The sequence below is a fragment of the Dyadobacter sp. CY356 genome, from assembly GCF_021440195.1.
Taxonomy (GTDB): Bacteria; Bacteroidota; Bacteroidia; order Cytophagales; family Spirosomataceae; genus Dyadobacter.
In genome coordinates this window covers 483,074-505,864 of record NZ_JAJTSZ010000006.1, presented here as the reverse complement: position 1 = coordinate 505,864, position 22,791 = coordinate 483,074, and the positions used below count along the sequence as shown (strand labels likewise).

Annotated in this window: 19 protein-coding genes and 1 riboswitch; of the genes, 9 read left to right on the top strand and 10 right to left on the bottom strand. The window is 40.0% G+C overall.

Annotated elements, in window-relative coordinates; all coding sequences use genetic code 11:
• Positions 1 to 355: 355 nt before the first annotated feature.
• The 6 genes from LXL81_RS21050 to fumC form a co-directional block, all read right to left on the bottom strand.
• A complete protein-coding gene (locus LXL81_RS21050) occupies positions 356 to 1,519 on the bottom strand; it encodes an aldose epimerase family protein (RefSeq protein WP_234648734.1) in 1,164 nt (387 codons plus the stop codon).
• 26 nt (positions 1,520 to 1,545) lie between these two features.
• Positions 1,546 to 2,739: a galactokinase gene (locus tag LXL81_RS21045; RefSeq protein ID WP_234648733.1), complete on the bottom strand. Its 1,194-nt coding sequence runs from the start codon at positions 2,737 to 2,739 to the stop codon at positions 1,546 to 1,548.
• 60 nt (positions 2,740 to 2,799) lie between these two features.
• Complete coding sequence (locus tag LXL81_RS21040) at positions 2,800 to 3,741, bottom strand: D-2-hydroxyacid dehydrogenase (RefSeq protein ID WP_234648732.1); 942 nt, start codon at positions 3,739 to 3,741, stop codon at positions 2,800 to 2,802.
• A gap of 161 nt (positions 3,742 to 3,902) precedes the next feature.
• Positions 3,903 to 4,418: a hypothetical protein gene (locus LXL81_RS21035; protein ID WP_234648731.1), complete on the bottom strand. Its 516-nt coding sequence runs from the start codon at positions 4,416 to 4,418 to the stop codon at positions 3,903 to 3,905.
• A gap of 1,019 nt (positions 4,419 to 5,437) precedes the next feature.
• Positions 5,438 to 7,813 carry a glycosyl hydrolase family 95 catalytic domain-containing protein gene (locus LXL81_RS21030; RefSeq protein WP_234648730.1) on the bottom strand — a complete coding sequence of 792 codons (2,376 nt, stop codon included), beginning with the start codon at positions 7,811 to 7,813 and terminating at the stop codon, positions 5,438 to 5,440.
• Positions 7,814 to 7,903: 90 nt separating this feature from the next.
• A complete protein-coding gene (gene fumC, locus LXL81_RS21025; protein WP_234648729.1) occupies positions 7,904 to 9,304 on the bottom strand; it encodes a class II fumarate hydratase in 1,401 nt (466 codons plus the stop codon).
• 224 nt (positions 9,305 to 9,528) lie between these two features.
• Between fumC and LXL81_RS21020 the strand changes: the two genes are divergently transcribed.
• The 8 genes from LXL81_RS21020 (at position 9,529) to LXL81_RS20985 (ending at position 17,717) form a co-directional block, all read left to right on the top strand.
• Complete coding sequence (locus LXL81_RS21020; protein ID WP_234648728.1) at positions 9,529 to 9,765, top strand: hypothetical protein; 237 nt, start codon at positions 9,529 to 9,531, stop codon at positions 9,763 to 9,765.
• Positions 9,762 to 10,175 carry a type II toxin-antitoxin system VapC family toxin gene (locus LXL81_RS21015; protein ID WP_234648727.1) on the top strand — a complete coding sequence of 138 codons (414 nt, stop codon included), beginning with the start codon at positions 9,762 to 9,764 and terminating at the stop codon, positions 10,173 to 10,175. The genes LXL81_RS21020 and LXL81_RS21015 overlap by 4 nt, the downstream gene beginning before the upstream one ends.
• 196 nt (positions 10,176 to 10,371) lie before the next feature.
• Positions 10,372 to 10,580: riboswitch (cobalamin riboswitch) on the top strand.
• A 344-nt stretch (positions 10,581 to 10,924) separates the two neighbouring features.
• A complete protein-coding gene (metE, locus tag LXL81_RS21010) occupies positions 10,925 to 13,246 on the top strand; it encodes a 5-methyltetrahydropteroyltriglutamate--homocysteine S-methyltransferase (RefSeq protein WP_234648726.1) in 2,322 nt (773 codons plus the stop codon).
• 72 nt (positions 13,247 to 13,318) lie between these two features.
• On the top strand, positions 13,319 to 13,717 hold the full coding sequence (locus LXL81_RS21005; RefSeq protein WP_234648725.1) for an acyl-CoA thioesterase: 399 nt from the start codon (positions 13,319 to 13,321) through the stop codon (positions 13,715 to 13,717).
• Positions 13,718 to 13,991: 274 nt separating this feature from the next.
• Positions 13,992 to 15,854 carry a carbamoyltransferase gene (locus LXL81_RS21000; RefSeq protein WP_234648724.1) on the top strand — a complete coding sequence of 621 codons (1,863 nt, stop codon included), beginning with the start codon at positions 13,992 to 13,994 and terminating at the stop codon, positions 15,852 to 15,854.
• A gap of 42 nt (positions 15,855 to 15,896) precedes the next feature.
• Positions 15,897 to 17,018, top strand: a complete 1,122-nt coding sequence (locus LXL81_RS20995; RefSeq protein WP_234648723.1) for an SGNH/GDSL hydrolase family protein — start codon at positions 15,897 to 15,899, stop codon at positions 17,016 to 17,018.
• Positions 17,019 to 17,098: 80 nt separating this feature from the next.
• Positions 17,099 to 17,248 carry a DUF5989 family protein gene (locus tag LXL81_RS20990; protein WP_015812275.1) on the top strand — a complete coding sequence of 50 codons (150 nt, stop codon included), beginning with the start codon at positions 17,099 to 17,101 and terminating at the stop codon, positions 17,246 to 17,248.
• Between the two features lie 100 nt (positions 17,249 to 17,348).
• Complete coding sequence (locus LXL81_RS20985) at positions 17,349 to 17,717, top strand: SxtJ family membrane protein (RefSeq protein WP_234648722.1); 369 nt, start codon at positions 17,349 to 17,351, stop codon at positions 17,715 to 17,717.
• 36 nt (positions 17,718 to 17,753) lie between these two features.
• Here LXL81_RS20985 and LXL81_RS20980 read toward each other — a convergent pair whose 3' ends face one another.
• The 3 genes from LXL81_RS20980 to LXL81_RS20970 all read right to left on the bottom strand — a co-directional run bounded on the left by LXL81_RS20980 (position 17,754) and on the right by LXL81_RS20970 (position 21,045).
• Positions 17,754 to 18,638, bottom strand: a complete 885-nt coding sequence (locus LXL81_RS20980) for a Ppx/GppA phosphatase family protein (protein WP_234648740.1) — start codon at positions 18,636 to 18,638, stop codon at positions 17,754 to 17,756.
• A gap of 96 nt (positions 18,639 to 18,734) precedes the next feature.
• Positions 18,735 to 20,441 carry a hypothetical protein gene (locus LXL81_RS20975; protein ID WP_234648721.1) on the bottom strand — a complete coding sequence of 569 codons (1,707 nt, stop codon included), beginning with the start codon at positions 20,439 to 20,441 and terminating at the stop codon, positions 18,735 to 18,737.
• Complete coding sequence (locus LXL81_RS20970; RefSeq protein ID WP_234648720.1) at positions 20,431 to 21,045, bottom strand: RNA polymerase sigma factor; 615 nt, start codon at positions 21,043 to 21,045, stop codon at positions 20,431 to 20,433. Before LXL81_RS20970 ends, LXL81_RS20975 begins: the two co-directional genes overlap by 11 nt.
• Positions 21,046 to 21,420: 375 nt before the next feature.
• On the opposite strand from LXL81_RS20970, the gene LXL81_RS20965 reads away from it, so the two are divergent.
• Positions 21,421 to 22,047 (top strand): hypothetical protein, encoded by a 627-nt coding sequence (locus tag LXL81_RS20965; protein WP_234648719.1) that lies wholly within the window; start codon positions 21,421 to 21,423, stop codon positions 22,045 to 22,047.
• A gap of 95 nt (positions 22,048 to 22,142) precedes the next feature.
• Here LXL81_RS20965 and LXL81_RS20960 read toward each other — a convergent pair whose 3' ends face one another.
• The gene (locus tag LXL81_RS20960) at positions 22,143 to 22,622 is read right to left on the bottom strand and encodes an Lrp/AsnC family transcriptional regulator (protein WP_234648718.1); all 480 of its coding nucleotides are present in this window, start codon (positions 22,620 to 22,622) and stop codon (positions 22,143 to 22,145) included.
• Positions 22,623 to 22,791 lie beyond the last annotated feature (169 nt).

The following is a 22,791-nucleotide window of genomic DNA, read 5'->3' as shown; positions in this document are numbered from 1 at the left end:
CTCATGGTCTTAGAATAAGTTTGCCTTTTCTCGTCCTATACTGGCTTATCACCTTTCTGGTGAATCCTTAGGTGCTGTTGTGACTCTTAGCATTGGGTGGTGGGGAATACCTTGGGTGCTACATATCCTGCTGGATTGTTTAGGCTTCAATCTCCTCTCACCACTCAATACCAAGTTCTGAACTTAATCTTTATTAACCATGATTTTCTAAGACAAACATACGAGGCTTCAGCCTTGGGTAGGAGCGAGCCAAAATCTTTCCGGCTTCAGCCATAGCCACATATCTCAAAGGTTTTAAAACAACAAAGCTGCCAGAAAATTTCATCCCTGACAGCTCCATAAATATTTTCAACAACTACTTCACCGAAAACTTGTACTCCGTTGAAGTCTTGTACGTTTCTCCCGGTTTCAGTTCGGTGGTAGGGAATTGTGGTTGATTTGGTGAATCAGGATAATGCTCTGTTTCCAGACACAAGCCGAAACGTTTTGCATATGTTGCCCCTTTTCCGGTCATCGTTCCATCAAGAAAATTTCCTGAATAAAACTGAACCGCAGGTTCTGTTGTATAAACTTCCATAAAACGACCACTTTCGGGATCTTTCACCGTCGCAAAAAGTGATAAGCTTTTATCCGCACCGCTTATAACCCAGCAATGATCATATCCACCGCCATTTTTGATTTGCTCATCAGCTACATCATTAATTCTTTTTCCAACAAGTGTAGGCTCATTAAAATCAAACGGCGTTCCTTTTACCGCTCTCAATTTTCCGGTTGGAATCAAAGTTGCGTTTACCGGAACCATACTATCTGATTTGATATAAACTTCGTGGTTTAGTATATCACGTTTCAATCCGGTCAGATTGAAATAAGAGTGATTTGTCAAATTTAGAACCGTGTTTTTATCCGTTGTGGCTTCATAATCAATACGAAGACCATTTTCGTTTGACAGCGTATAAGTCACTTTTACATTTAACGTTCCCGGATAACCTTCCTCGCCGTCCTTACTAACATAAGTTAATTCAAGACCTACAAGAGAATCTTTTTTAATTTCAGTTGCGTTCCATAGCTTTTTGTTAAAGCCATTAATACCACCATGCAATGAATTTGGTCCGTTGTTAATTGGTAAGGAGTAAGTTTTGCCGTCAAGAGTAAATTTTCCGTTGGCTATGCGGTTTCCAAAGCGGCCCACCAAAGCTCCAAAAAATGGATTTTCTGCTATGTAAGGAGCCAGGGAATCAAATCCTAACACGACATCTTCCCATTTTCCGTTCTTGTCTTTGGCAGTTAATTCTGTGATGATACCACCATAATTGCTGATTTTCACCGTCATTCCATTGGCATTTTTAAGCGTGTAAAGGTCCGCTTTTGTGCCATCCGGAAGGTCTCCGAATACTTCTTTCGAAATCGTACTGGTCATTGTTTTACTTTCGTTTTCGTTTTCTTTCTCGTTTTTGGTTTTTGAGCAGCTCATCAGACCAAGTCCAATCAGCGCAGCGAATATTAATGATCGTTTTTTCATAAAGGTATTTCCGGAAATATTAAGGTTTAAGCATTTAGTACAATCTCCTCGGTTCCATCTGTTATCTGTACGCGATAGCAGGGCAATTCTATTTGAAATTTATCGTAATAAGCTTTTTTCATTTTTGTTTCAAAAGCTTCAACACCCTCTTTTTTTACAAGGTTGATCGTGCAACCACCAAATCCGCCACCCATCATTCGCGCGCCTATTACAGACGGATCGTCAAATGTCTGATCTACCAGAAAATCAAGTTCGTCGCAGCTTACTTCATATTCGTGTTGCAACCCCTGGTGTGTTTCGTACATTTTTTTACCAAAACTGATCAGATCTCCAGCCGTGAGGAAATCACAGGCAACCTGCACACGCTCAATTTCTTCTGTCATATATTTACAACGACGGTAAACGACATCACCCATTTCATCTTTGTAGGTTTCAATCAGGGCTGGTGTAGCATCGCGTAAACTTTTGATTTCGGGATGATTTTTTTGAAGAACCGAAACGCCTTTTTCACATTCCAATCGCCGTGTATTGTATTCCGAACTTGCCAGCGAATGTTCAACAAGCGTGTTGCACAGCACGAGTATATACTCATCCATTGGAAATGGGAAATATTCATATTCGAGCGACCGGCAGTCGAGCCGGATCACAGCTTCTTTTTTTCCAAAGCCGGAAGCAAACTGATCCATAATGCCGCATTGCACGCCAACATATTCGTTCTCTGCTTTCTGAGACATTTTTACGATTGAAAACCGATCCAGTCCCAGGTTGAAAACTTCATTTAAAGCAAACAGTAAGCAACATTCCAAAGCCGCAGAAGACGACATACCTGCACCCTGAGGTACATCTCCGCCAAATGCAGCCTGAAATCCACCAATGTTCAATCCATTTTTATAGATCTGCTCAATAATGCCCAGCTGAAAGTAAGCCCATTTCTGATCCGGTTTGGAAAGATCTTCAACCTGGAAAGTATAGGTTTCGTTTAAATCTACCGCATGCAGTATTACCTGGTTGTCAGTACGTGGAGAAATTGCGAAATAGACAGCCTTGTCTACGCTTGCCGGCAATACAAATCCATTGTTATAATCCGTATGTTCTCCAATCAGATTTATTCTTCCCGGCGAACGGAAAAGCCTGAAATCTTTTGCATCAGTATTATCTCCAAAATGCGCTATATATTTTTCACGAATCCGTTCTGCCGTGCTCAATTCTGTACTTGTCATTTATTTTTTGTTTGTTGATTATCATAATTAAATGCACTGATAATCGTTTTCAAAGCTTTGTTAATATCCTTTTGCAAGATTTATTTCATTAATCGGAGCACCACCATTCTCAATGGCCATCATATTGTTCAGGAATAAATCCACTTTTCCTACATGTTCATCCGCATGTCCGCCTCCAGTATGCTGACTGAGAATAACATTTTCCATATTCCACAACGGATTGTCATTTGGAATTGGTTCTACTTCTGTCACATCCAGAACTGCTCCATCCAGATGTTTTGAGTTTAATGCTTCAATAAGTGCTTTTTCGTCGGTTGTGCTTCCACGGCCTACACTTGCGTAAACACTGCCTTTTTTCATGGCTTGAAACATGGCCTGATCAGCAAAATTGGCGGCGGATCCGGGTAAAGTATTGATGACTAAATGGGTATTTGGTAAAACATTTAACAAATCTTCTTTCGAATGAAGATCTGCATCCGGAGAAGTTCGGGCCATTAAATGTATTGTACATCCAAATCCCTGCAAGAGAAGTTTAACCATGCTGCCAATTGTTCCTGCACCCAGAATTACAACTTCCTGACCCGAAAGCAAACGCAATTCAGCTCTTAACGGCGCGCCAACCCATTCTGTTTTTTCTTTTAATAAAGTCAGTTTATCAATGCCGCGATAAAGTGCGAGTACGCCGCCAACGATCGATTCAGCACATGGTCGGGCAAACCAGTCGCCCATATTGGCCACTTTTGTTTCGCCATTCAATCTCACTGAGGCATATTGATCAAAACCGGCAGAATCCAGTTGCCAGAATTTTAGATTATCTAAAGGTTCTGAGAACCAGTCCGGTGGCGGATTTCCCAGTACATAATCAGCTTCATAAAACAGATTTTGCGCCTCTGTTTTAGACTGGGTATCAGATTGAAAATGAATCGTATATTTTGGCGAAAGAACTTCGGTTAAGCGATTCCGAAGTGTCTCGTCAAAATTTGCGTGACAGTATATATTCATTGTTTTTATTTTAAGAGCGAAAAATTCCGTTTTTTACCTGCGCTTTTTAAATAATCATTCCAATTATTAATGTGAGATGGAATGGTTTTAATATTATTCTTTAAAACTACACTAAGAAAAGTAAACCCTCAAATTGCTTACTGCGACGTCTATGTGATCTGTCACAACCCGGCGAGAATTTTCTTTCCTCTTGATCGATAAGCCGCTGTTTCGTATTCCATATTTTCCTCAATAATGATACGAAACTCATTTTTAATATCAGGATAAATTTTTGAAAGATTAAAAAGTACAGTCAACGCAAATGCCTTGATCGCTATGGCTGTTTCCCGATTTTGGAGAAACAGAAAACATGCATCCATAACTTCTCCATGAAATTTTTGCGGGATAACTAAATCTTCCAAAACACGCAAGCTGTTTCGGATTACTGCATTGTGAACATCTTTCCGTTTTAACTGATCAACTAAAATGCCAACATATGGCTGAACCATTTCCGGGTATTTCTCAGCTGCCCAACTGACACTCCTGGCAGCCCGCTGAGCCACACGCATATCCTTTGATAAAAAGCAATTAATAAGTTCTTTAAAGTTTTTATCAGAAGAAACTGCAAATTCAGTGATTGCGATTGCATGTTTTTTGAAGTGAATTTGTTGTTTTAAAAGTTCTTCCCGGATGTTCATGGGGTTTGATTTTTGATATCCAAGATTTCATTAATCAGTTGATTACGATGTAAAATATTGGTTGATAAGATTATGTCACCCCTTCGGGGTTAGGGTACCAGATTTCCAATCTCATGCTACAATAATGTCATCCCTTCGGGATTGTGGTCGGTCGAAATTCCGAAGGGACGTTATTTATGGTTCGTGTTATGTCACCTCGTCAGGGTTGGAAAAAAAATCTATGTTCCAATCGTTTTCTACAATAATGTCATCCCTTCGGGATTGTGGTCGGTCGAAATCCCGAAGGGACGTTATTCATGGTTCGTGTTATGTCACCTCGTCAGGGTTGGAAAACGTATGTTCCAATCGTTTTCTACAATAATGTCATCCCTTCGGGATTGTGGTTGGTCGAAATCCCGAAGGGACGTTATTTATGGTTTGAGTTATGTCACCTCGTCAGGGTTGGAAAACGTATGTTCCAATCGTTTTCTACAATAATGTCATCCCTTCGGGATTGTTGTAGAATGAAAATCCCGAAGAAACGGATATATTATTGTATGTGTTGTGTCAGCCCATCGTTTGGTTAAGAAATAGATATTCCAATTTGATGCTATAATTATGTCTTCCGTTCAGAATCGTGGTCGGTCGAAATACCGAAGGGATGTTAGATTTATGGTTCGTGTTATGTCACCTCGTCAGGTTTGGGAAATCTATGTTCTAATCGTTTTCTACAATAATTTCATCCCTTCGGGATTGTGGTAGAATGAAAATCCCGAAGGGACGGATATATTATTGTATGTGTTATGTCAGCCCATCGTGGGGTTAGGAAACCAATATTCTAATCTCATTGAATAATAACTTGATCCTGTTAGATTACGGTTTTTCACAATCCCGAAGGGATGACATTATTATAGCAACGCCGCTTGACGATTAAGGCGCAACCCTGAAAGGGTGACATAACCTACTTGAAAAAGTTATTTTTTATCATGATCATACCTTTGAATTTAAACCGAAACAAACATAACCTACGCCACAAACTCCTATTGAAACAAACCAACCGAAACAACTTTCTTCTGATCTTTAATCAAATCAACTTCCAACGTTTTCGTACCTAACTTCACCTTTTGCTTTCCTGAACTCCCTGAAATTAAGGTTGCTGAGACCAATTTGCCATCTCTCCATTGCGCATCAACCGTAACATTTCCACGTGCTTTCAAACCCTTAATCTCGCCGGCTGGCCATGAATCCGGCAAGGCAGGCAATAATTCAATTACACCCGCCTGCGATTGTAAAAGCATTTCTGCAATTCCGGCCGTTGAGCCCATGTTTCCATCCAGCTGAAATGGCGGGTGGGCACAAAGCAAATTGGAATAAGATCCGCCGCCATTTACCATGTTTTCTGCTTTATCACCAACCGGACGAAGGATTCTTTTAAATAGAGAATAAGCCCTGTTTCCATCCTGCAACCTCGCCCAGAAATTAACTTTCCAGGCTAACGACCACCCGGTTCCTTCATCGCCGCGCGCATCCAAAGTTACTCTTGCTGCCTTGGCGAATTCCGGTGTTGCGGTCGGGGAAATCTGATTACCCGGATGCAAGGCAAAAAGATGTGAAACGTGACGATGTTTATCAGTCGAATCATCAACATCCTCATTCCATTCCTGCAATTGTCCCCATCGACCGATTTGCGGAGGCTGGATATGGTCTCTTACTTTTTGTGCTTCATTAGCAAAATCAGTATCAGTTTTTAAAATTTTACTGGCACGAATGGTATTGGAAAGAACGTCCCAGGCAATCTGATGATCCATCGATGCGCCGGTGGAAATTCCGCCGTGCTCCGGAGAATAGGAGGGAGAAGAAACCAGAAATCCGCTTTTCCCTTTGGTCAGATAGTCAATCCAGAATAAGGAGGCTTCCTTCATAATCGGGTATGCGGTGTTTTTTAAATAATCAACGTCGTTTGTGAAAGCATAATGTTCCCACAAATGCTGACTTAGCCAACCGGCGCCGCCCGGATAAAACCCCCATGGAAAACTCCATCCCGGAGAAGTATAACCATAAGCATTCAGCATCGTATTAACCGTCCAGCCGCGGGTACCGAAAAATTCCTTCGAAGCCAGTTTTCCTGGTTCGACAATGGATTTGGTGAAATCAGACAGCGGCAGATAACACTCCGAAAGGTTGGTAACCTCGGCCGGCCAGTATAACATTTGTATGTTGATATTGGTATGATAATCATTCGCCCAGGGCGGATTTGTGCTGTCATTCCATTTTCCCTGCAAGCTCATGGGCATCGTTCCCGGCCGTGTGGAAGAAATCATCAGGTAACGTCCATATTGGAAATACAGAACTTCAAAACCCGGATCAGGCGTACCCTGGAAATAAGCGATCTGCCTTTTGTCTGTCGGCACCGAAGTGATATGATCAGTACCAAGTTTTAAAGAAACGCGATCGAAGAGATTTTTATAATCTTTTTGCTGCTCTGATTGGAGTGCTGTTTCATTTTTACTGGCCACCGAAGCCAATACCTGCTGATTTATTTTCTTGTAATCATTTCCTTTATACTTCGGAAATTGATAGGTATAATCTGTTGATGCCGTGTGGATCAGTGTAACTTTTCTGGCATTTTTTACAGTGACGATTCCGCTGTCATAACTTATTTTTCCATCCGTGTCAATCCGGTAAGTTGTTTCAAATTCCTGTTTGTTATCTTTCAAACTCCCACCGAAAATGTATTGATTCTTTTCAAATTTCTCGTATTCCTTTTTATGTGGCGTCGAAAAACGGATGGAGTAAGTTTCCGGCGAGGTGGATTTGAAATTGTAAACCATTACCCGGGAAGGATAATTACCAAAATATGTTCTCTCAAATTTTTCTTTCCCAACCTCGTAGGTGACTTTCCCGGTTGCCGTCGAAATATCCAGTTCCCGGCGGTAATTTTTTACAGCGCTGGTATGAGAAACGCTGACATACAAATCGCCCATGGTTTGTTGGGCTCCGAAATCGCTGGATGGTGTATTTCCTTTTTTCTCATGAATAATACCGGTCATTTCTGCACTGGCGAGTTTATCCGCTTCTGCCAGCTTTCCTTGTTCAAGCAGTTCTCTTATTTTTGGAAGTGTTTTGTATGCGTCTTTTCTCAATCCAAAATTATACTCTTCGTTCGCGCCTTTTCCGCCTGCCCACAAACTTCCCTCTGAAAATTGTAAACGTTCTTCTGCCGGATCACCGAAAAACATAACGCCGAGATATCCGTTTCCTATTGGCAAAGCCTGTGTCATCCAGTCGGTTGCAGGTTTATCATACCAAAGTTTTAGATCGGTTTTGTTATAATCAGTTTTTTGAGAATAAGCATTCGGCGAAATTTTGAAAAGAAAAATGCAGAGGATTAGAAATCTTGAATGGCGAAACAGCATAAGCAGGGATTTTAGGAATTTGTAGCACAAAGTAAATAAAAAGCCCCACGCAAATGCGCAGGGCTGTGATATTATTCACGATAATTCAGACTATTTGATCTCGCCAACCATTTCTTCCGGTTTAACCCAGGCGTCAAATTCTTCTGGCGTTACATAACCCAAAGCAACAGCCGTTTCTTTCAAAGTTGTGCCGTTTTTATGAGCCGTCTGAGCAATTTCAGCTGCTTTGTAATAACCAATTTTTGTATTTAAAGACGTTACCAGCATCAAAGAATTATTTACATGTTTTTTGATATTTTCATGCAAAGGCTCGATACCAACCGCACAATTATCATTAAACGAAACGCAAACATCACCGATCAAACGTGCTGAATGAAGGAAGTTATAAGCCATTAAAGGTTTGAAAACATTCAGTTCAAAATGTCCGTTTGAACCTCCGATGCTGATCGCAACATCATTTCCCATAACCTGGGCTGCCACCATCGTCATCGCTTCACATTGCGTTGGATTTACTTTTCCAGGCATGATCGAACTTCCCGGTTCGTTATCGGGAATGTGAATTTCACCAATACCAGAACGTGGCCCGGAAGACAACATACGGATATCATTTCCTATTTTCATCAGACTAACCGCCACTGTTTTCAAAGCGCCGTGCGCTTCCACGATCGCGTCGTGGGCAGCCAAAGCTTCAAACTTATTTTCAGCCGTGATGAAAGGTAAACCAGTTAAAAGTGCAATGTGTTTTGCTACATTTTCTGAATAACCTTCCGGCGTATTGATACCCGTTCCAACCGCAGTTCCACCCAAAGCCAGTTCAGATAGGTGAGCAAGGGTGTGGTAGATGGCACGTAAACCGTGATCTAATTGAGAAGCATAACCGCCAAATTCCTGTCCAAGTGTCAACGGCGTAGCATCCATAAAATGGGTACGGCCGATTTTAACCACATGCTTGAAAGATTCCGCTTTTGCTTTCAAAGTATCACGCAGTTTGGTAATACCCGGAATAGTAACGTCAACCAGAATTTTATATGCTGCAATGTGCATTGCAGTCGGGAAGGTATCGTTTGATGATTGTGATTTGTTCACATCATCATTAGGGTGCAAAAATTTAGTTTTGTCAGCCAGGTCGCCACCTTGCAAAACGTGTCCGCGGTAAGCGATCACTTCATTGCAATTCATGTTGGATTGCGTTCCAGAACCCGTTTGCCAAACCACCAACGGAAATTGATCTTCCAGTCCGCCAGTCAGAATTTCGTCACAAACTTTACCAATCAGATCGCTCTTTTCTTTTGGAAGAACACCAGCTTCTGAATTTGTAATCGCCGCGGCTTTTTTAAGGTATGCAAACGCCCGGATGATTTCCTTTGGCATTTTATTGATATCCTGCGCAATCGGGAAATTCTGGATAGAGCGTTGCGTTTGCGCGCCCCAATATACATGAGCAGGTACCTGCACTTCGCCCATGGTATCTTTTTCTATACGGTATTCCATTTTATGACGGTAATAATAATGTAAAATGAATGAATCAGATTTGAACGGTAAAGTTAGGGTTGGACGGGGAGTTTTTAGTATTTTTTAGTGGATAAATGTTTTGGTAAGGAATTAACACCGACTAGATGATATAGAATTGATTAAGTTGCTTTATCAGTAAAAACAGTTTAAATTAGTACAAAATATTATACTAATTAGAATCAAAACAGTACTGGAAAGTAGCTATGACACATACAATAATTATTAATACAACCGACGATAAAGATTTTGAGCTAATCAAGGGATTAGCAAATCGACTTGGTTTACCAGTCGCTGAACGACATACAGAGGAGCTCTTGATGACGCCAGAAGATTCTTTCCTGAAGCTTTTTGGTAGTTGGGAAAGTGATGAGTCCGGTGATGAGTTAGCTGCAATAATCCATTCTTCCCGAAATGATAATCCCCGTGATATTCAGTTATGAGTCTTTATTTACTTGATACAAATATTTGTATTCACTTTCTTAAAGGGCAATATAGCCTGGCAGAAAAAATAAAAAATGTTGGCCCATTATCTTGCTATATCTCAGAAATTACTATTGCGGAATTGTTATTCGGTGTAGCGAATAGTTCAGAGTCTCAAAGAGAGAAAAACCGAAAAAATGCTCAGGAATTTTTAAATTCTTTTTCCGGGCGAACACTTCTTATGGGAGATTGTTTTTATGAATATGCCCGTCAGAAATCAAATTTGAGAAGAATTGGTAGGACCGTTGGAGAGTTCGATTTACTTATTGGGTCTACTGCGATTGTGAATGATTTAATATTGGTCACCAGAAATACCAGAGATTTCATTAATCTTAATGGAATTATGCTAGAAAATTGGATTGATAGCTGAAACCGGTTCTATCAATGTGCACGAATCATAGTGAAAACTTCACTTTCCAAACTCCATTTCACCCCACCAAAAAGATATTTTATCTACCACACATTTTCAATAAGTAACCGCTTCACTTAAATCCCAGACCCTAATCTCTCAGGCCTCTTTTTTCCATAACTTTGCCAATGTTCTTTGTGAACGCCCGTCAATCGGGGTAATGGTTTTCGCTTTTGGTGCCCTCAGCCAATCAAGCAGAAATTAAAAAGGAACCGTGTGAAATTCACGGGCAGTCGTGCTACTGTAAGTATCACCCTGAACAGATCAGGAAAGTTTTTACCCTCGTGACCCATTGTCATATTTATGATGAGAAGGGCGGTAAAAATGGTACAAGCCAGGAGACTTGCCTTTACTCTCAATGGCCACTCCCTCACGTTTGGGGTTTTGTCACGCATTGATTTTACAAATGTATTGCTGTCAGGTTATTATCTACAAAATTTATTTTCGGAGATATGTTTGGTCAATTTTGTATCTGACAATTTGATCAAAATCTGATAACAAAACGTACTGATTTAGCAGCCGCCACAGCGGTAAGTCGTGAGTTAATGGTTTTCGATCAGCGAGGTATATAAAATGGTCGGAATTTCTGAAAGTTATGCCTTTGGGCGAAAGTCACTTTCAACCGCGCGGCGGACCGCTCTCAACTTTAAACTAAATCAGGACGGGTAGGGCATTCCAAAGAGTTTTTATTAACTCTTTAACTAATGTTTATGTTGTCACACAATTTGGGCTACCCGCGCGTGGGAAGCCAACGAGAACTCAAAAAAGCCAGCGAACAATTCTGGGCTGGGAAAATTACCAAAGATGAATTGCAAAAAACGGGACGGGAAATTCGTCACCGCAACTGGCAGCTTCAAAAAGAGGCCGGTATTAATTTAATTCCTTCCAACGATTTTTCATTGTACGATCAGGTTTTGGATACTTCCCTGATGGTGGGAGCGATTCCGAAACGTTATCAGCAACTGATTGACGGAAAATCAAACCGGGAGCTGGATCTTTATTTTGCTATGGCACGTGGCCTTCAACGCGACGGACTGGATATAAAGGCAATGGAAATGACTAAATGGTTCGATACCAACTATCATTACATCGTACCAGAATTTGTCAAAAATCAGGAATTTAACCGCTATTCCGATAAGGTCATCCTTGAATTTGAAGATGCGAAGCAAAAGGGAGTTTTAACAAAACCGGTACTGGTCGGTCCGGTTACTTTTTTACTATTGGGAAAAGAAAAGGAAGAAGGTTTCAACAGAATTTCTTTGTTGGAAAAACTACTTCCGGTTTATATAGAAATCTTGCAGGAGCTTGCAACGCGAGGTGCCGTATGGGTACAGCTAGATGAACCTTGCCTGGTTTTGGATTTAAGTATTGAAGAACAAAATGCGCTAAACTTTGCTTACCAGAAAATTCAGGCAGCTGTTCCGAATCTGAAAATTTTGCTGGCTACTTATTTCGGTGCGTTGGATGATAATCTTTCACTCGCCGTAAATCTTCCCGTTGCTGTATTACATATTGATGTGACCCGTGGCGCATCAAGTTTTGACCAAATTCTGCAAAACCACGAATTTGTTAATTCATCCAAACTGCTTTCTATTGGTGTCGTTGATGGAAGAAATATCTGGAAAAATGATTATCAAAAGTCGCTTGATTTCATTCAGCAGGCAATCAATATTTTGGGAGCTGAACGTATTTTGGTTGCGCCGTCATCTTCCTTATTACACAGCCCGCATGATCTGGATCTTGAACATAACGAAGAAGTTTTGACGCCTGAGATCAAAAACTGGATGGCTTTTGCCAAACAGAAATTGCATGAAGTTGTTGCATTGTCAAAACTGGCTTGTACCGGGTATCATACTGACGAAACATTTATTATAAATCAGAAAGCGATCGAAAGTCGCCGCACTTCCACTTTGATCCATAAACAGGAAGTGCAAGAACGTGTGGCTGCAATTAAGGATAAAGATTTTGAACGTGTCAGCCCATTTTCTTTACGTCAAAATATTCAGCTGGAAAAACTGAAACTCCCGCTTTTTCCATCTACAACCATCGGTTCTTTTCCGCAGACAGATGAAGTCCGCCAATTACGTGCGCGTTTGAAGAAAGGAAGTTTGTCTTTTGAAGAATATGAAAGCAGGATTGAAGAGGAAGTAATCAGCTCAATCCGTTGGCAGGAAGCACTGGGTGTCGATGTACTTGTGCATGGAGAATTCGAGCGGAATGATATGGTGGAATATTTCGGAGAAAGACTTTCCGGATTTGTGTTTACAGAAAATGGCTGGGTTCAGAGTTATGGCAGTCGGTGCGTGAAACCGCCGGTTATTTTTGGAGACGTGGAACGCCCGGCTCCGATGACTATCCGATGGTCCGCCTTTGCTCAGGCCAACTCTGAAAAACCGGTAAAAGGAATGTTGACCGGTCCGGTAACGATTTTGCAATGGTCATTTGTACGTGATGATCAGCCAAGAAAAGATACTACATTCCAGATCGGCCTTGCGATTCGTGATGAAGTAATTGATCTTGAAAAAGCAGGAATTAAAGTGATACAAATTGATGAACCTGCAATCCGTGAAGGTTTACCGCTGAGGAAATCCGATTGGAAAACATATTTAGAATGGGCTGTCGATGCGTTTCGTTTGAGCGCAGCCGGTGTTGCCGATCAAACGCAAATCCATACGCACATGTGTTATTCAGAATTTAACGATATTATTGATTCCATTGCGGCAATGGATGCAGATGTGATCACAATAGAAACCTCCCGCTCGCAAATGGAATTACTGGATGCTTTTGCTGACTTCAATTATCCGAATGAAATCGGACCGGGCGTTTATGATATTCATTCGCCGCGGGTACCTACCGTTGAAGAAATTACGATATTGCTGGAAAAGGCATTAAATGTAATTCCTGCACGTAATCTTTGGGTCAATCCGGACTGCGGTTTGAAGACCAGAAAATGGCCGGAAACCGAAGCCGCCTTGCGAAATATGATTACTGCGGCTAACTTGCTGCGAGAATCGGTAACAATAACGCAGTAATAAAACTATATCAATATTATATAGAATCTCCCGGTTGTCACAGATGCCGGGAGATTTGTTTTTTCTAAGATTATGAATTTAGAAGAGAGAATTAAGCTATCGGAAACAAGAGTTTTTAAAACTGTTTTTCCAAATAATACAAACCATTACGATACACTTTTCGGTGGTACCGCTTTGTCAATGATGGACGAGGTTGCCTTTATCGCAGCAACCCGTTTTACGCGTTTGCGGTGCGTTACGGTTTCATCTGACAGGATCGATTTTACACACCCGATTCCCGCCGGGACTATTATAGAATTAGTTGGGACGGTTGTGGAAATTGGGAATACAAGTATGAAGGTGCGAGTTGATATTTTTGTTGAACAAATGTATGAGCAAAAAAGAGAAAAGGCGGTTTCCGGAATGTTTACTTTTGTCGCTCTGGATGAGCATAATAAACCAGTTAGAGTATTGAGCAAGGAAGTAGAATGAATTCTGTAAAAAATAAACCTTTCCTCAATCCGGAATGATGAATTCGACGTATATTTACAGTTGGCATGGAATTTGTGTAGAACATCCGGCTCAACTCTCCTCAGATTTAACTAAATCTACTTTGAATTATATTGCAGGATTGACGTGACCGTTTAATAGAATTTACGTAGGTATTAATAATTAATAATAATACTGCTAATTATTTATTGCCTAACATTTTGCTATTTTGACGACTACTACGATCGCACCGAATTGGTTAACTAATTGAGTTTAAATGAAAATTTTAGGAATTTCGGCCTTTTACCACGATTCAGCCGCAGCACTAATTGAAAACGGGGAAATTATCTCAGCGGCACAGGAAGAAAGATTTACAAGAAAAAAACATGATCCGGGTTTCCCTTCCAATGCAGTAAGTTTTTGTTTGGAATACGGAGGCATTACTCTAAATGAGCTGGATGCTATCGTCTTTTATGACAAACCCCTTTTAAAATTCGAAAGACTACTTGAAACATATTATGCGTTCGCCCCGAAAGGTATCAGGTCCTTCCTGACTGCAATGCCCGTATGGATTAAGGAGAAAATGTTTTTGAAGCGTCTTATCAATGAAGAGCTTGTTAAACTTGGCTACGATAAAAAAAAACCGGTAAAAATTCTTTTTCCGGAACACCATCTTTCTCATGCCGCAAGTGCATATTATCCATCTCCATTTGAAAAATCAGCTATCCTGACTATTGACGGAGTTGGTGAGTGGGCTACTGCTTCTATTTGTCTGGGAGAAGGAAAAGATATTACCAATTTAAAAGAATTGAGATTCCCGCATTCATTAGGTTTGCTGTATTCTGCTTTTACCTATTTCCTTGGATTTCGGGTTAATTCGGGTGAGTATAAATTAATGGGACTTGCGCCTTATGGCAATCCATCATCACCGGATATTGCCAGATATGAAGAAATTATTCTTAAAGATTTAATTGAATTAAAAGAAGATGGTTCGGTTTGGTTGAATCAGGAATATTTTGATTATGCTACCGGCCTCAAAATGGTTAATGAGGATAAATGGGAAGCACTTTTTGGTTTCAAAACCAGAAAACCGGAAGATGCGCTCGAATCAGTACATTGTAATTTGGGACTTGCTATCCAAAATGTTACGGAAGAAGCGGTAATCCGAATGGCAAAAGAAGCTAAACGTCTTACCGGTGCTGATTATCTTTGTTTGGCAGGGGGTGTTGCATTGAACTGTGTATCAAACGGTAAACTACAAAAGGCCAACATTTTCAAAGACATATTTATCCAGCCCGCGGCTGGCGATGCCGGCGGGGCACTGGGTGCAGCGCAGGCAGCTTATCATATTTATTTCGGACAGGATCGGAAGGTAACCTGGAAAGCGGATGCGATGAGAGGCTCTTATCTCGGCCCTACTTTCTCTGATCTGGAAGTAGAATTGACTGGTAAGAAATACAAAGCCGTTTCTACCTATTATGAAAATTTCAAGGATCTTGCTGATGCTTCTGCAAAATTATTATCCGAAGGAAATGTTGTAGGATGGGTACAGGGGCGTATGGAATTCGGGCCTCGCGCGTTGGGTGGCAGAAGTATTCTGGGTGATCCGCGTAATGCTGAAATGCAGAAAAAATTGAACCTTAAAATAAAATACCGTGAATCTTTCAGGCCTTTCGCACCATCTGTGCTTGCCGAGGACGTTGCTGAATATTTTGATTACGACGGTATATCTCCCTATATGCTTCTGGTACATCCGGTAGCCGAAGATCGCCGGAAGCCTGTTCCGGCCAATTACGATTCTATGGATCTGAGGGAAAAATTATATTTTGAACGTTCAGATCTTCCCTCAATTACACACATTGATTATTCTGCAAGGATCCAGACAGTTCATAAAGAAACCAATCCGCGTTATTATGAGCTGATTAATTCTTTCAAGGCGCTGACTGGATATGCGGTGGTTGTTAATACCAGTTTTAACGTGCGCGGCGAACCTATCGTTTGTACGCCAGATGACGCCTATCGCTGTTTTATGCGGACAGAAATGGATTATTTAGTTGTGGGTAATTATATTTTTGACAAGAAGTTGCAGCCTGAGTGGATGGAAAAAGATAACTGGCAAGAGGAATTTGTTCTTGATTAAAATGAAAACAGCTATTTATTTATTCCCCTATCAGCAAAATTTATGACATCAAAACTTGTTACCAGCCTCATCAGGATCGGTTTTCTTGGCGTGCTGTTCGTGTTCTTTTTCTATCCGGATCATTTCAATGTTAAATTCGATTATCCGGGGGCACCTCAGAGTGATAACTGGTATATCCGTTTGACTAAAACTTTTTTCTGGCTTTTACTGGTCATTGAAATCCTGCGTATATTTTATTACGGAGTTGTAAAAAGTAAATCAAAAAGTATCCTGGCCAACGTTGTCACACTAGTTGTTCCACTTTTAGTTACACTTATATTTCTTGAAATCATTTTCATGTTTGTTCCGCAAAGTCATGAGGGTGTGCTTTCAAAGGCATCTCAGATCTGGTGGGAAAAGTATTGGAACCCTGTTAACAAGCTGGGATATCATGATAAAGAAGTAACCAAATCGTCGGGAAAAAAGAATGTCCTGGTCATTGGTGATTCCTTTGCAGCTGGTCATGGTCTGGAAAATGTTTCAGATCGGTTTTCAGATCAATTGGAAGAGAAACTAGGGAAATCTCAATATGCTGTTTATAATCTTGGCGTATCAGGTGCGGATACAAGAGATGAATATAAAAGATTGAAAGAGTTTCCTGTAAAACCGGATATCATCATTCTTCAATATTTTCCAAATGATATTGAAAAAGTAGGTAGAGAAAAAGGATTGTCTCTTTCCGGAACAGCTCCATATGCAGATTTGAAAGGGCTGATGGCAAGTTTAGTAAAACGCTTTTATCTGCCAAACTTTATTTACTGGCAATTGCCTCACGCGTCTTTCAGTACGTTCGAGACATTTGTCCAAACTGCCTATTCCGACACGACAATCCTGAATTCACATTTACAGGATCTTTCCAATATGATTGCTTACCGCGATAGTACAGGCGCAAAGATGTATGCCGTTTTTATTCCCTTTTTATTCCAGTTAGATAAAAGCGCAATATATACCAAACCTGTTGAAAATTATCTTCGGGGAAAAGGCGTCACAGTAGTTCCGATAAACGATGGAATAGCGAAAATACCTGAAAAAGAACGTGTTGTCGGAAAAAATGACGGTCACGGAAGTAAAACTTTAAATACGTTGATTGCTGACAGGCTTTTTGACGTTATGAAAAAACCTTAATATCAAAAGCGATAATTTTTATCGAAATTTGTAAAGAGAATAGAAATATTTGAAAATTAAAACTTTAATAAAACTAAGAAATGGATTTTTTAACTGACTTATTCGCATTTATGAAGGAACGCAAGAAATGGTGGCTTGCTCCGGTAATTATTGTGTTATTATTAATTGGCGTATTGATCGTTATTGGTGGTGGTTCAGCCGTTGCACCGTTCATTTATACATTGTTCTAGTCAAATTAAAGCCATCAACGCTATATGTTGATGGCTTTAATTTTTCAAAAAGCTTCTTGTTTTCAGGAAGCTACATTTTTATATCCTTTTTATTTTACTAATGAGCGAATCAGAAAAAGCCAAAGCGCAGCTGGTGATAGTAACCGGACTGGTCGTGCTATATTTTATTTTTAAATCCAGATATCCTTATTTATTGATTGCAGCGGCTGCTATCGGCGTAATTTGCATAGCGATTCCCGTGGCAGGAGATTTGATCGTTAAAGGCTGGTATAAATTTGCAGAAGTACTTGGCGCAATCAATGGTAAGATTTTACTTTCAATCGTATTTTTTGTTGTTCTTGTACCCGTTGCAATTATGGCAAAATTGGGAAAGAAAAATCCGTTGGCACTAAAACGTGAAAGCAAAAAAAGTGTATTTATTGACCGGAATCATAAATACACTTCAAAAGACCTTGAACAGGTCTGGTAAAAAAATATCAATCAAGCCAATCGAAAAGGATCTGTATCAGATCCTTTTTTTTCTGCATGCTCTGTCATAAAGTAACTGTAACATACCATCTTTCAGGCCAACATCAGGTACATGGATAACGGTTGCGCCGGCCCACTTCATAGCAGAAGTATAGATGTCACCGGCCGGGACAATTACATCCGCCCGGTCAGGATTTAATTGAAGTTTGTTGATACGTTCAGCAAGTGTAAACTGTGCTATATAGTCGCGCATCCGCAGGATTTCATCCAGACTTGTTGAGCTTTCACTTAACTTGGAAGACAAATCAAACAGCTTATTGATGTTTCCACCAGTTCCTACTGCTTCAATTGGTTTTGTGTGATCGACATATTTAAGAATCCATTCCTGCATTTTCTGGAAAGCCGTTTTTGACTCTTTTCCTTCAAGCAAACGCACGGATCCCAGTTTAAATGACTTGGCAATTATTTTCTGGCGATCCTGGTATAAATTAAGCTCAGTACTTCCTCCACCCACATCAATGTGCAGATATTGTCCATTGTCCAGCGATTTTACAACGACATTGTTAACAAGTTCTGCTTCGCGCTGTCCATCAATAATTTGTATATGAATGCCTGTCCTTTGCTCGATATTTGCCCGTACTTCGTACCCGTTTTCAGCTTCCCGCATCGCAGAAGTTGCGCAGGCCATGTAATCTTCTACTTCATGAAGTTCCATCAAAAGCTGATAGGAAAGCATCAATTTGATCATACGATCCTCACTCAGAGGCGATATTCTACCTTCTGTAAAAACGTCATGTCCAAGTCGGAGCGGAAAACGTACATACTCGACTTTTTTTAAACGAGTGATTCCTTCGTCATGCAAAACCGAAGAGATTTGCATACGGGCACCATTGGATCCAATATCTATTGCAGCGAATTTCAAAAGTGAACTGTAATAAAGGTGTAATAAAAACCAAAAATAGGGCTTTTCACGAACATCTTTTAATAAAAATGTCCGGAATCGTCCGGACAAAGGTATTTACATTTTTTTGCCAATCTGGTAAAGCAGCTTTATTTTGAAGCCGGGTCCAGTTTTGGTGGCTTGCGGAGAAATCGGATTGAAATAACTGTAAAGATATCCTTCCGCCTGAACCACAACCGGATGGAAACTTTTTTCTATCCCCGCTGAAAAGTTAACAGAATTGAAAAGTTTAAGATCTATTTTTTCAGAGGCCCGTTCATTCTGGAAATAAATATCAGGGCCTGGGCGTGGACTGGAGTTAAAGAAACAATCGTACGCTATATCTCTTTTTGAGCTTAATGTGATATTCGTTCCGGCTCCGACAAAATAGGAAAGGCCTTCTCCAATATTTTTTCTGAAAGCTACATTAATAGGGATCTGCATCAGTGACGACTTGATTTTCATATTAATCACTTTTAATGCCATTGGAAGAAAGTGGTCTTTCTTAAAGTCTGAACGGTTTTTGTCGTTATAACTTTTTTCTGAATTAAACTGTTCCGGCTTTATTTTTACCCAGCTTACTCCTGTTGAAACAGAAAAGTTTTTTGAAACCAACACTTCGCCAATTACTGTTTTAACCTGGTTTTTACCTTCCCACTGTTGGGCAATTCCAAAGCGATAGGGCACTTTCAAATTGAATCTTGGGATTGTGGTTTCTGTTTTTTTAGCAGACTCAACCTTCTTGTTTGATTCAACATTTTTTGTCTCTTCCTGAATTTTAGGTGGATTAGCAGCCAGTAATACATTTCTTACCTGTTTCGGCGAGATCCGGTGAGCCAGGCCATAATTCATTTTTCGGGAAAGTGCGGTATAATTAGTCTGGCCAACGGGAGCCTTAACCTCCAGCTGATCAAATTTTTCATCAAGCGTTTTTGCAGTATATACCGGGAGGTTTTTTTGATTACCGGCATTATTATCAACCATTGAATTTCCGTTTCCAAAATTTCCATTGCCATTTGAACCGGAATTCCTTCCCGTATTTCCTGATGCGGAATTATTAGTTCCTTTTGTAATCGGATTATTATTGCCGTTTGTGCTTATGGTATTGCCATTAAGTGCAACGGAAGAGTTTGAATTAATGGTTACTGAATTTTTTCCTATACCATCATTCCGGGATTTTCCAGGAGACTGACTACCGTTGGAATCAACCGAATTTCTAACATTCTCAGGTTGGCTATTACCAGCCAAAACTTCATTTTTGGAGTTGAGCGATGGATTTAAGTTAACTTCTTCAACACTTTTACCATCAGGTTTTGAGCCAGGATCGGTATTGTTTCCTACTTCGGTTTTTTGATTTTCATCCGAGCTGGCCAGAGATTCCTGACTTTCGTTTTGCTGCGGAATAAATCTCTGCTCTTCCTGATTTGAAATCTGTTTGTCATAAACAGGTTTTTCGATGACCTGTTGTTGAACCACATAAACCGTATCTGTTTTTTGAATTACGGTTGGTGTGTTTTTAATGGTTTCAATCTGGTTTTGCAGCGTTTTTACATCACTTAGCAAAGTGTTGTTCTGTGAAAGCTGGTTCACATACAAAAACACCATGACCGAAGAAACTGCCGCTGCCGCCGCATAACCAAACCATGAACTGTATTGCTGCCAAAACGTTGGAGGCGTATTGGCTTGCATAAAGTTCTGCATTTTCGTCCAGTCATTTTCATGAAATTCGGGCTCAATGCTTTCTAGTTTCCGGCGTATAGTTTTTTCAAATTTATCAGTTTTCATTGCTTTTGAAAGACTTTATGCCCCAATCACTGGGAAAGAGATGAGGATAATATTGTTTGATCAAATGTTGTAACCGTGCTCTTGCCCTTACGTAGTGCGAGCGTACCGTAGCCTCATTAATTTGCAGTAAATCAGCTATTTCGCGATGGTTATATCCTTCTACCACATAAAGAAGAAAGACGTTTTTATATATTGGTTTTATTTCCTGTATTAGTTTTAAAATTTCATCAGCCGTTATCTGTCCCACAATATCATCATCAAACCGGGGATATGGCGCGTCTTCAAGCGAGACCATATCTTCATGATGTTTTTTATGCTTTCGGTAATAACTGATTGCCGTATTTACCATAATGGTACGAAGCCACGCCTTGAAGGGATGCGCGGAATCATACCTGTCCATATTGTTAAAAACTTTCAGGAAACCTTCGTTGAGTACCTCCTCTGCCTCCTCAGGCGTTGATGTGTAGCGTAGACAGATACTTTTTGAATAGCTGAAAAAATGCTTATACAAATACCTCTGAGCCTGGTTATTACCAGCTACACATGCAGAAACGACCGTTCCGAAGTCGTTTTCATCGAAAGAAGATTTTTTACCAAATAGCAAAGTTAGGGTGTCAAATTTGTCAGGATATGAATTTGTATTAACCGATACGCCTAAGCCCGCCAGTCCGTTGCAAGTATTTTGTTTTTTACAAAATATCTTTCGCTAAGTTAATCTTTTTGACGTAAAAATTAATCGTACATAATCTGATTCTAATAGGGTTATAATATTGATAGTCAGATGAAAAACTTGTAATAAATTCCTTTTACGCCGGTAATGGCTATTTATATAAGACACAGGAGTCAGAATTTGTTGATATGGTAATGTAAAATAATCAAAATAAAATTTCCTGCATTTTGCAACAACCCGTTCTGGCGTGGCGTAATGACCCTTAAACCAGCAAATGTTTTATTGTCACACTATTAAACAAACTGTTCTATGAAAAAGGTAGCTGCATTATTGGTAGTATCATTAGGTGTATTGATCGCCTCCTGTAACAAGGATGATTCGGGTATGAGTCCAACGACTGATACGAGCACGGATGTGAGTCTGGAAACTGTGTCCACAACGGCAGCACGTTTTTCAATTGAGTCAGATTCAGTAACAACGCATGTATGTAAAGGAAAGCTGACAGAGGTTGCAGTAGCTGATCTTTCAACGGCTATTACAACATATATTTCTACTACTTACCCATCTTCAACGATCAAATTTGCAGCAACCGATCAGAGTGGCAAGATTGTTGTAACCATCCTTCTAGCGGATGGAACAACGCCAAAAGGATTGATATTCAATGCAGATGGTACTTTTAAAGAAGAGTTAAAGCATTTTGAACATAAAGCGAAACTGACCGAAGTAGGGGTTGCAGATCTTCCCGCAACGATCACTTCTTACATCACAACAACATATGCAGGTGCTGAAATCAAGAAAGCAGGCACTAACGCAGACGAACAATATTTTGTGGGGATAGTAATCGACAGTAAAGTGAAAGTATTACTATTCAACGCAGACGGAACATTCAATAAGGAATTGGATAAACCAATGAAGGGTGGCCCGAAAAAGCATTAAAGAATTTTGTTAGGGGTGAGTTGGAATACGGGACCGGATCTTCTGGTTCCGTATTTATTTTTTGTAGTTATACTTAAAAATGAAATGCCTGAGTGTTATTTTGACTTTGAATCAAGCATTTCAATTTCAGAAGTATTTTTTATTTCTCCCATCACAAATAAACTGTGAGAACTTCCGATATTTTCCAGAGATCCTAACTTTTGCATCAAAAAATGCTGGTATTGCGACATATCGTTCACTACAATTTTCAGCAAAAAATCATAATCTCCGGAAATATTAAAACATTCCATTACCTCGGGCATTGCTAAAACTGCTTTTACAAATTTTTCGCCCATTGTCAGCGAGTGTTCTTTTAGGGCAATGTTACAAAATACCATCAGTTTTTTGCCCACTTTTTCGCGGTCAACCAGCGCGACATATTTTTTAATGATACCTTCTTTTTCCAATCGGCGGATTCGCTCATATACAGGTGTATACGAAAGATTAAGTTTTTCTGACAATTCACGCGTTTTCAACGTAGCATCCTGTTGCAGATAGTGCAGTATTTTGCAATCTGTATCGTCCAGATTATACATAGATAGATTATCTTTACAATTCCATTTTTTACTTCAAATGTAGATAAATAATTTACCCGTTGCTTAAAAAGCAGACTAACCGTCTATTTTTTTTCAATTTTTTGAATAAAACATCTATCGGCGTAAATTTGTATTGTGGATTTTGTGTGACCAGCGTCATTTGAAGTTT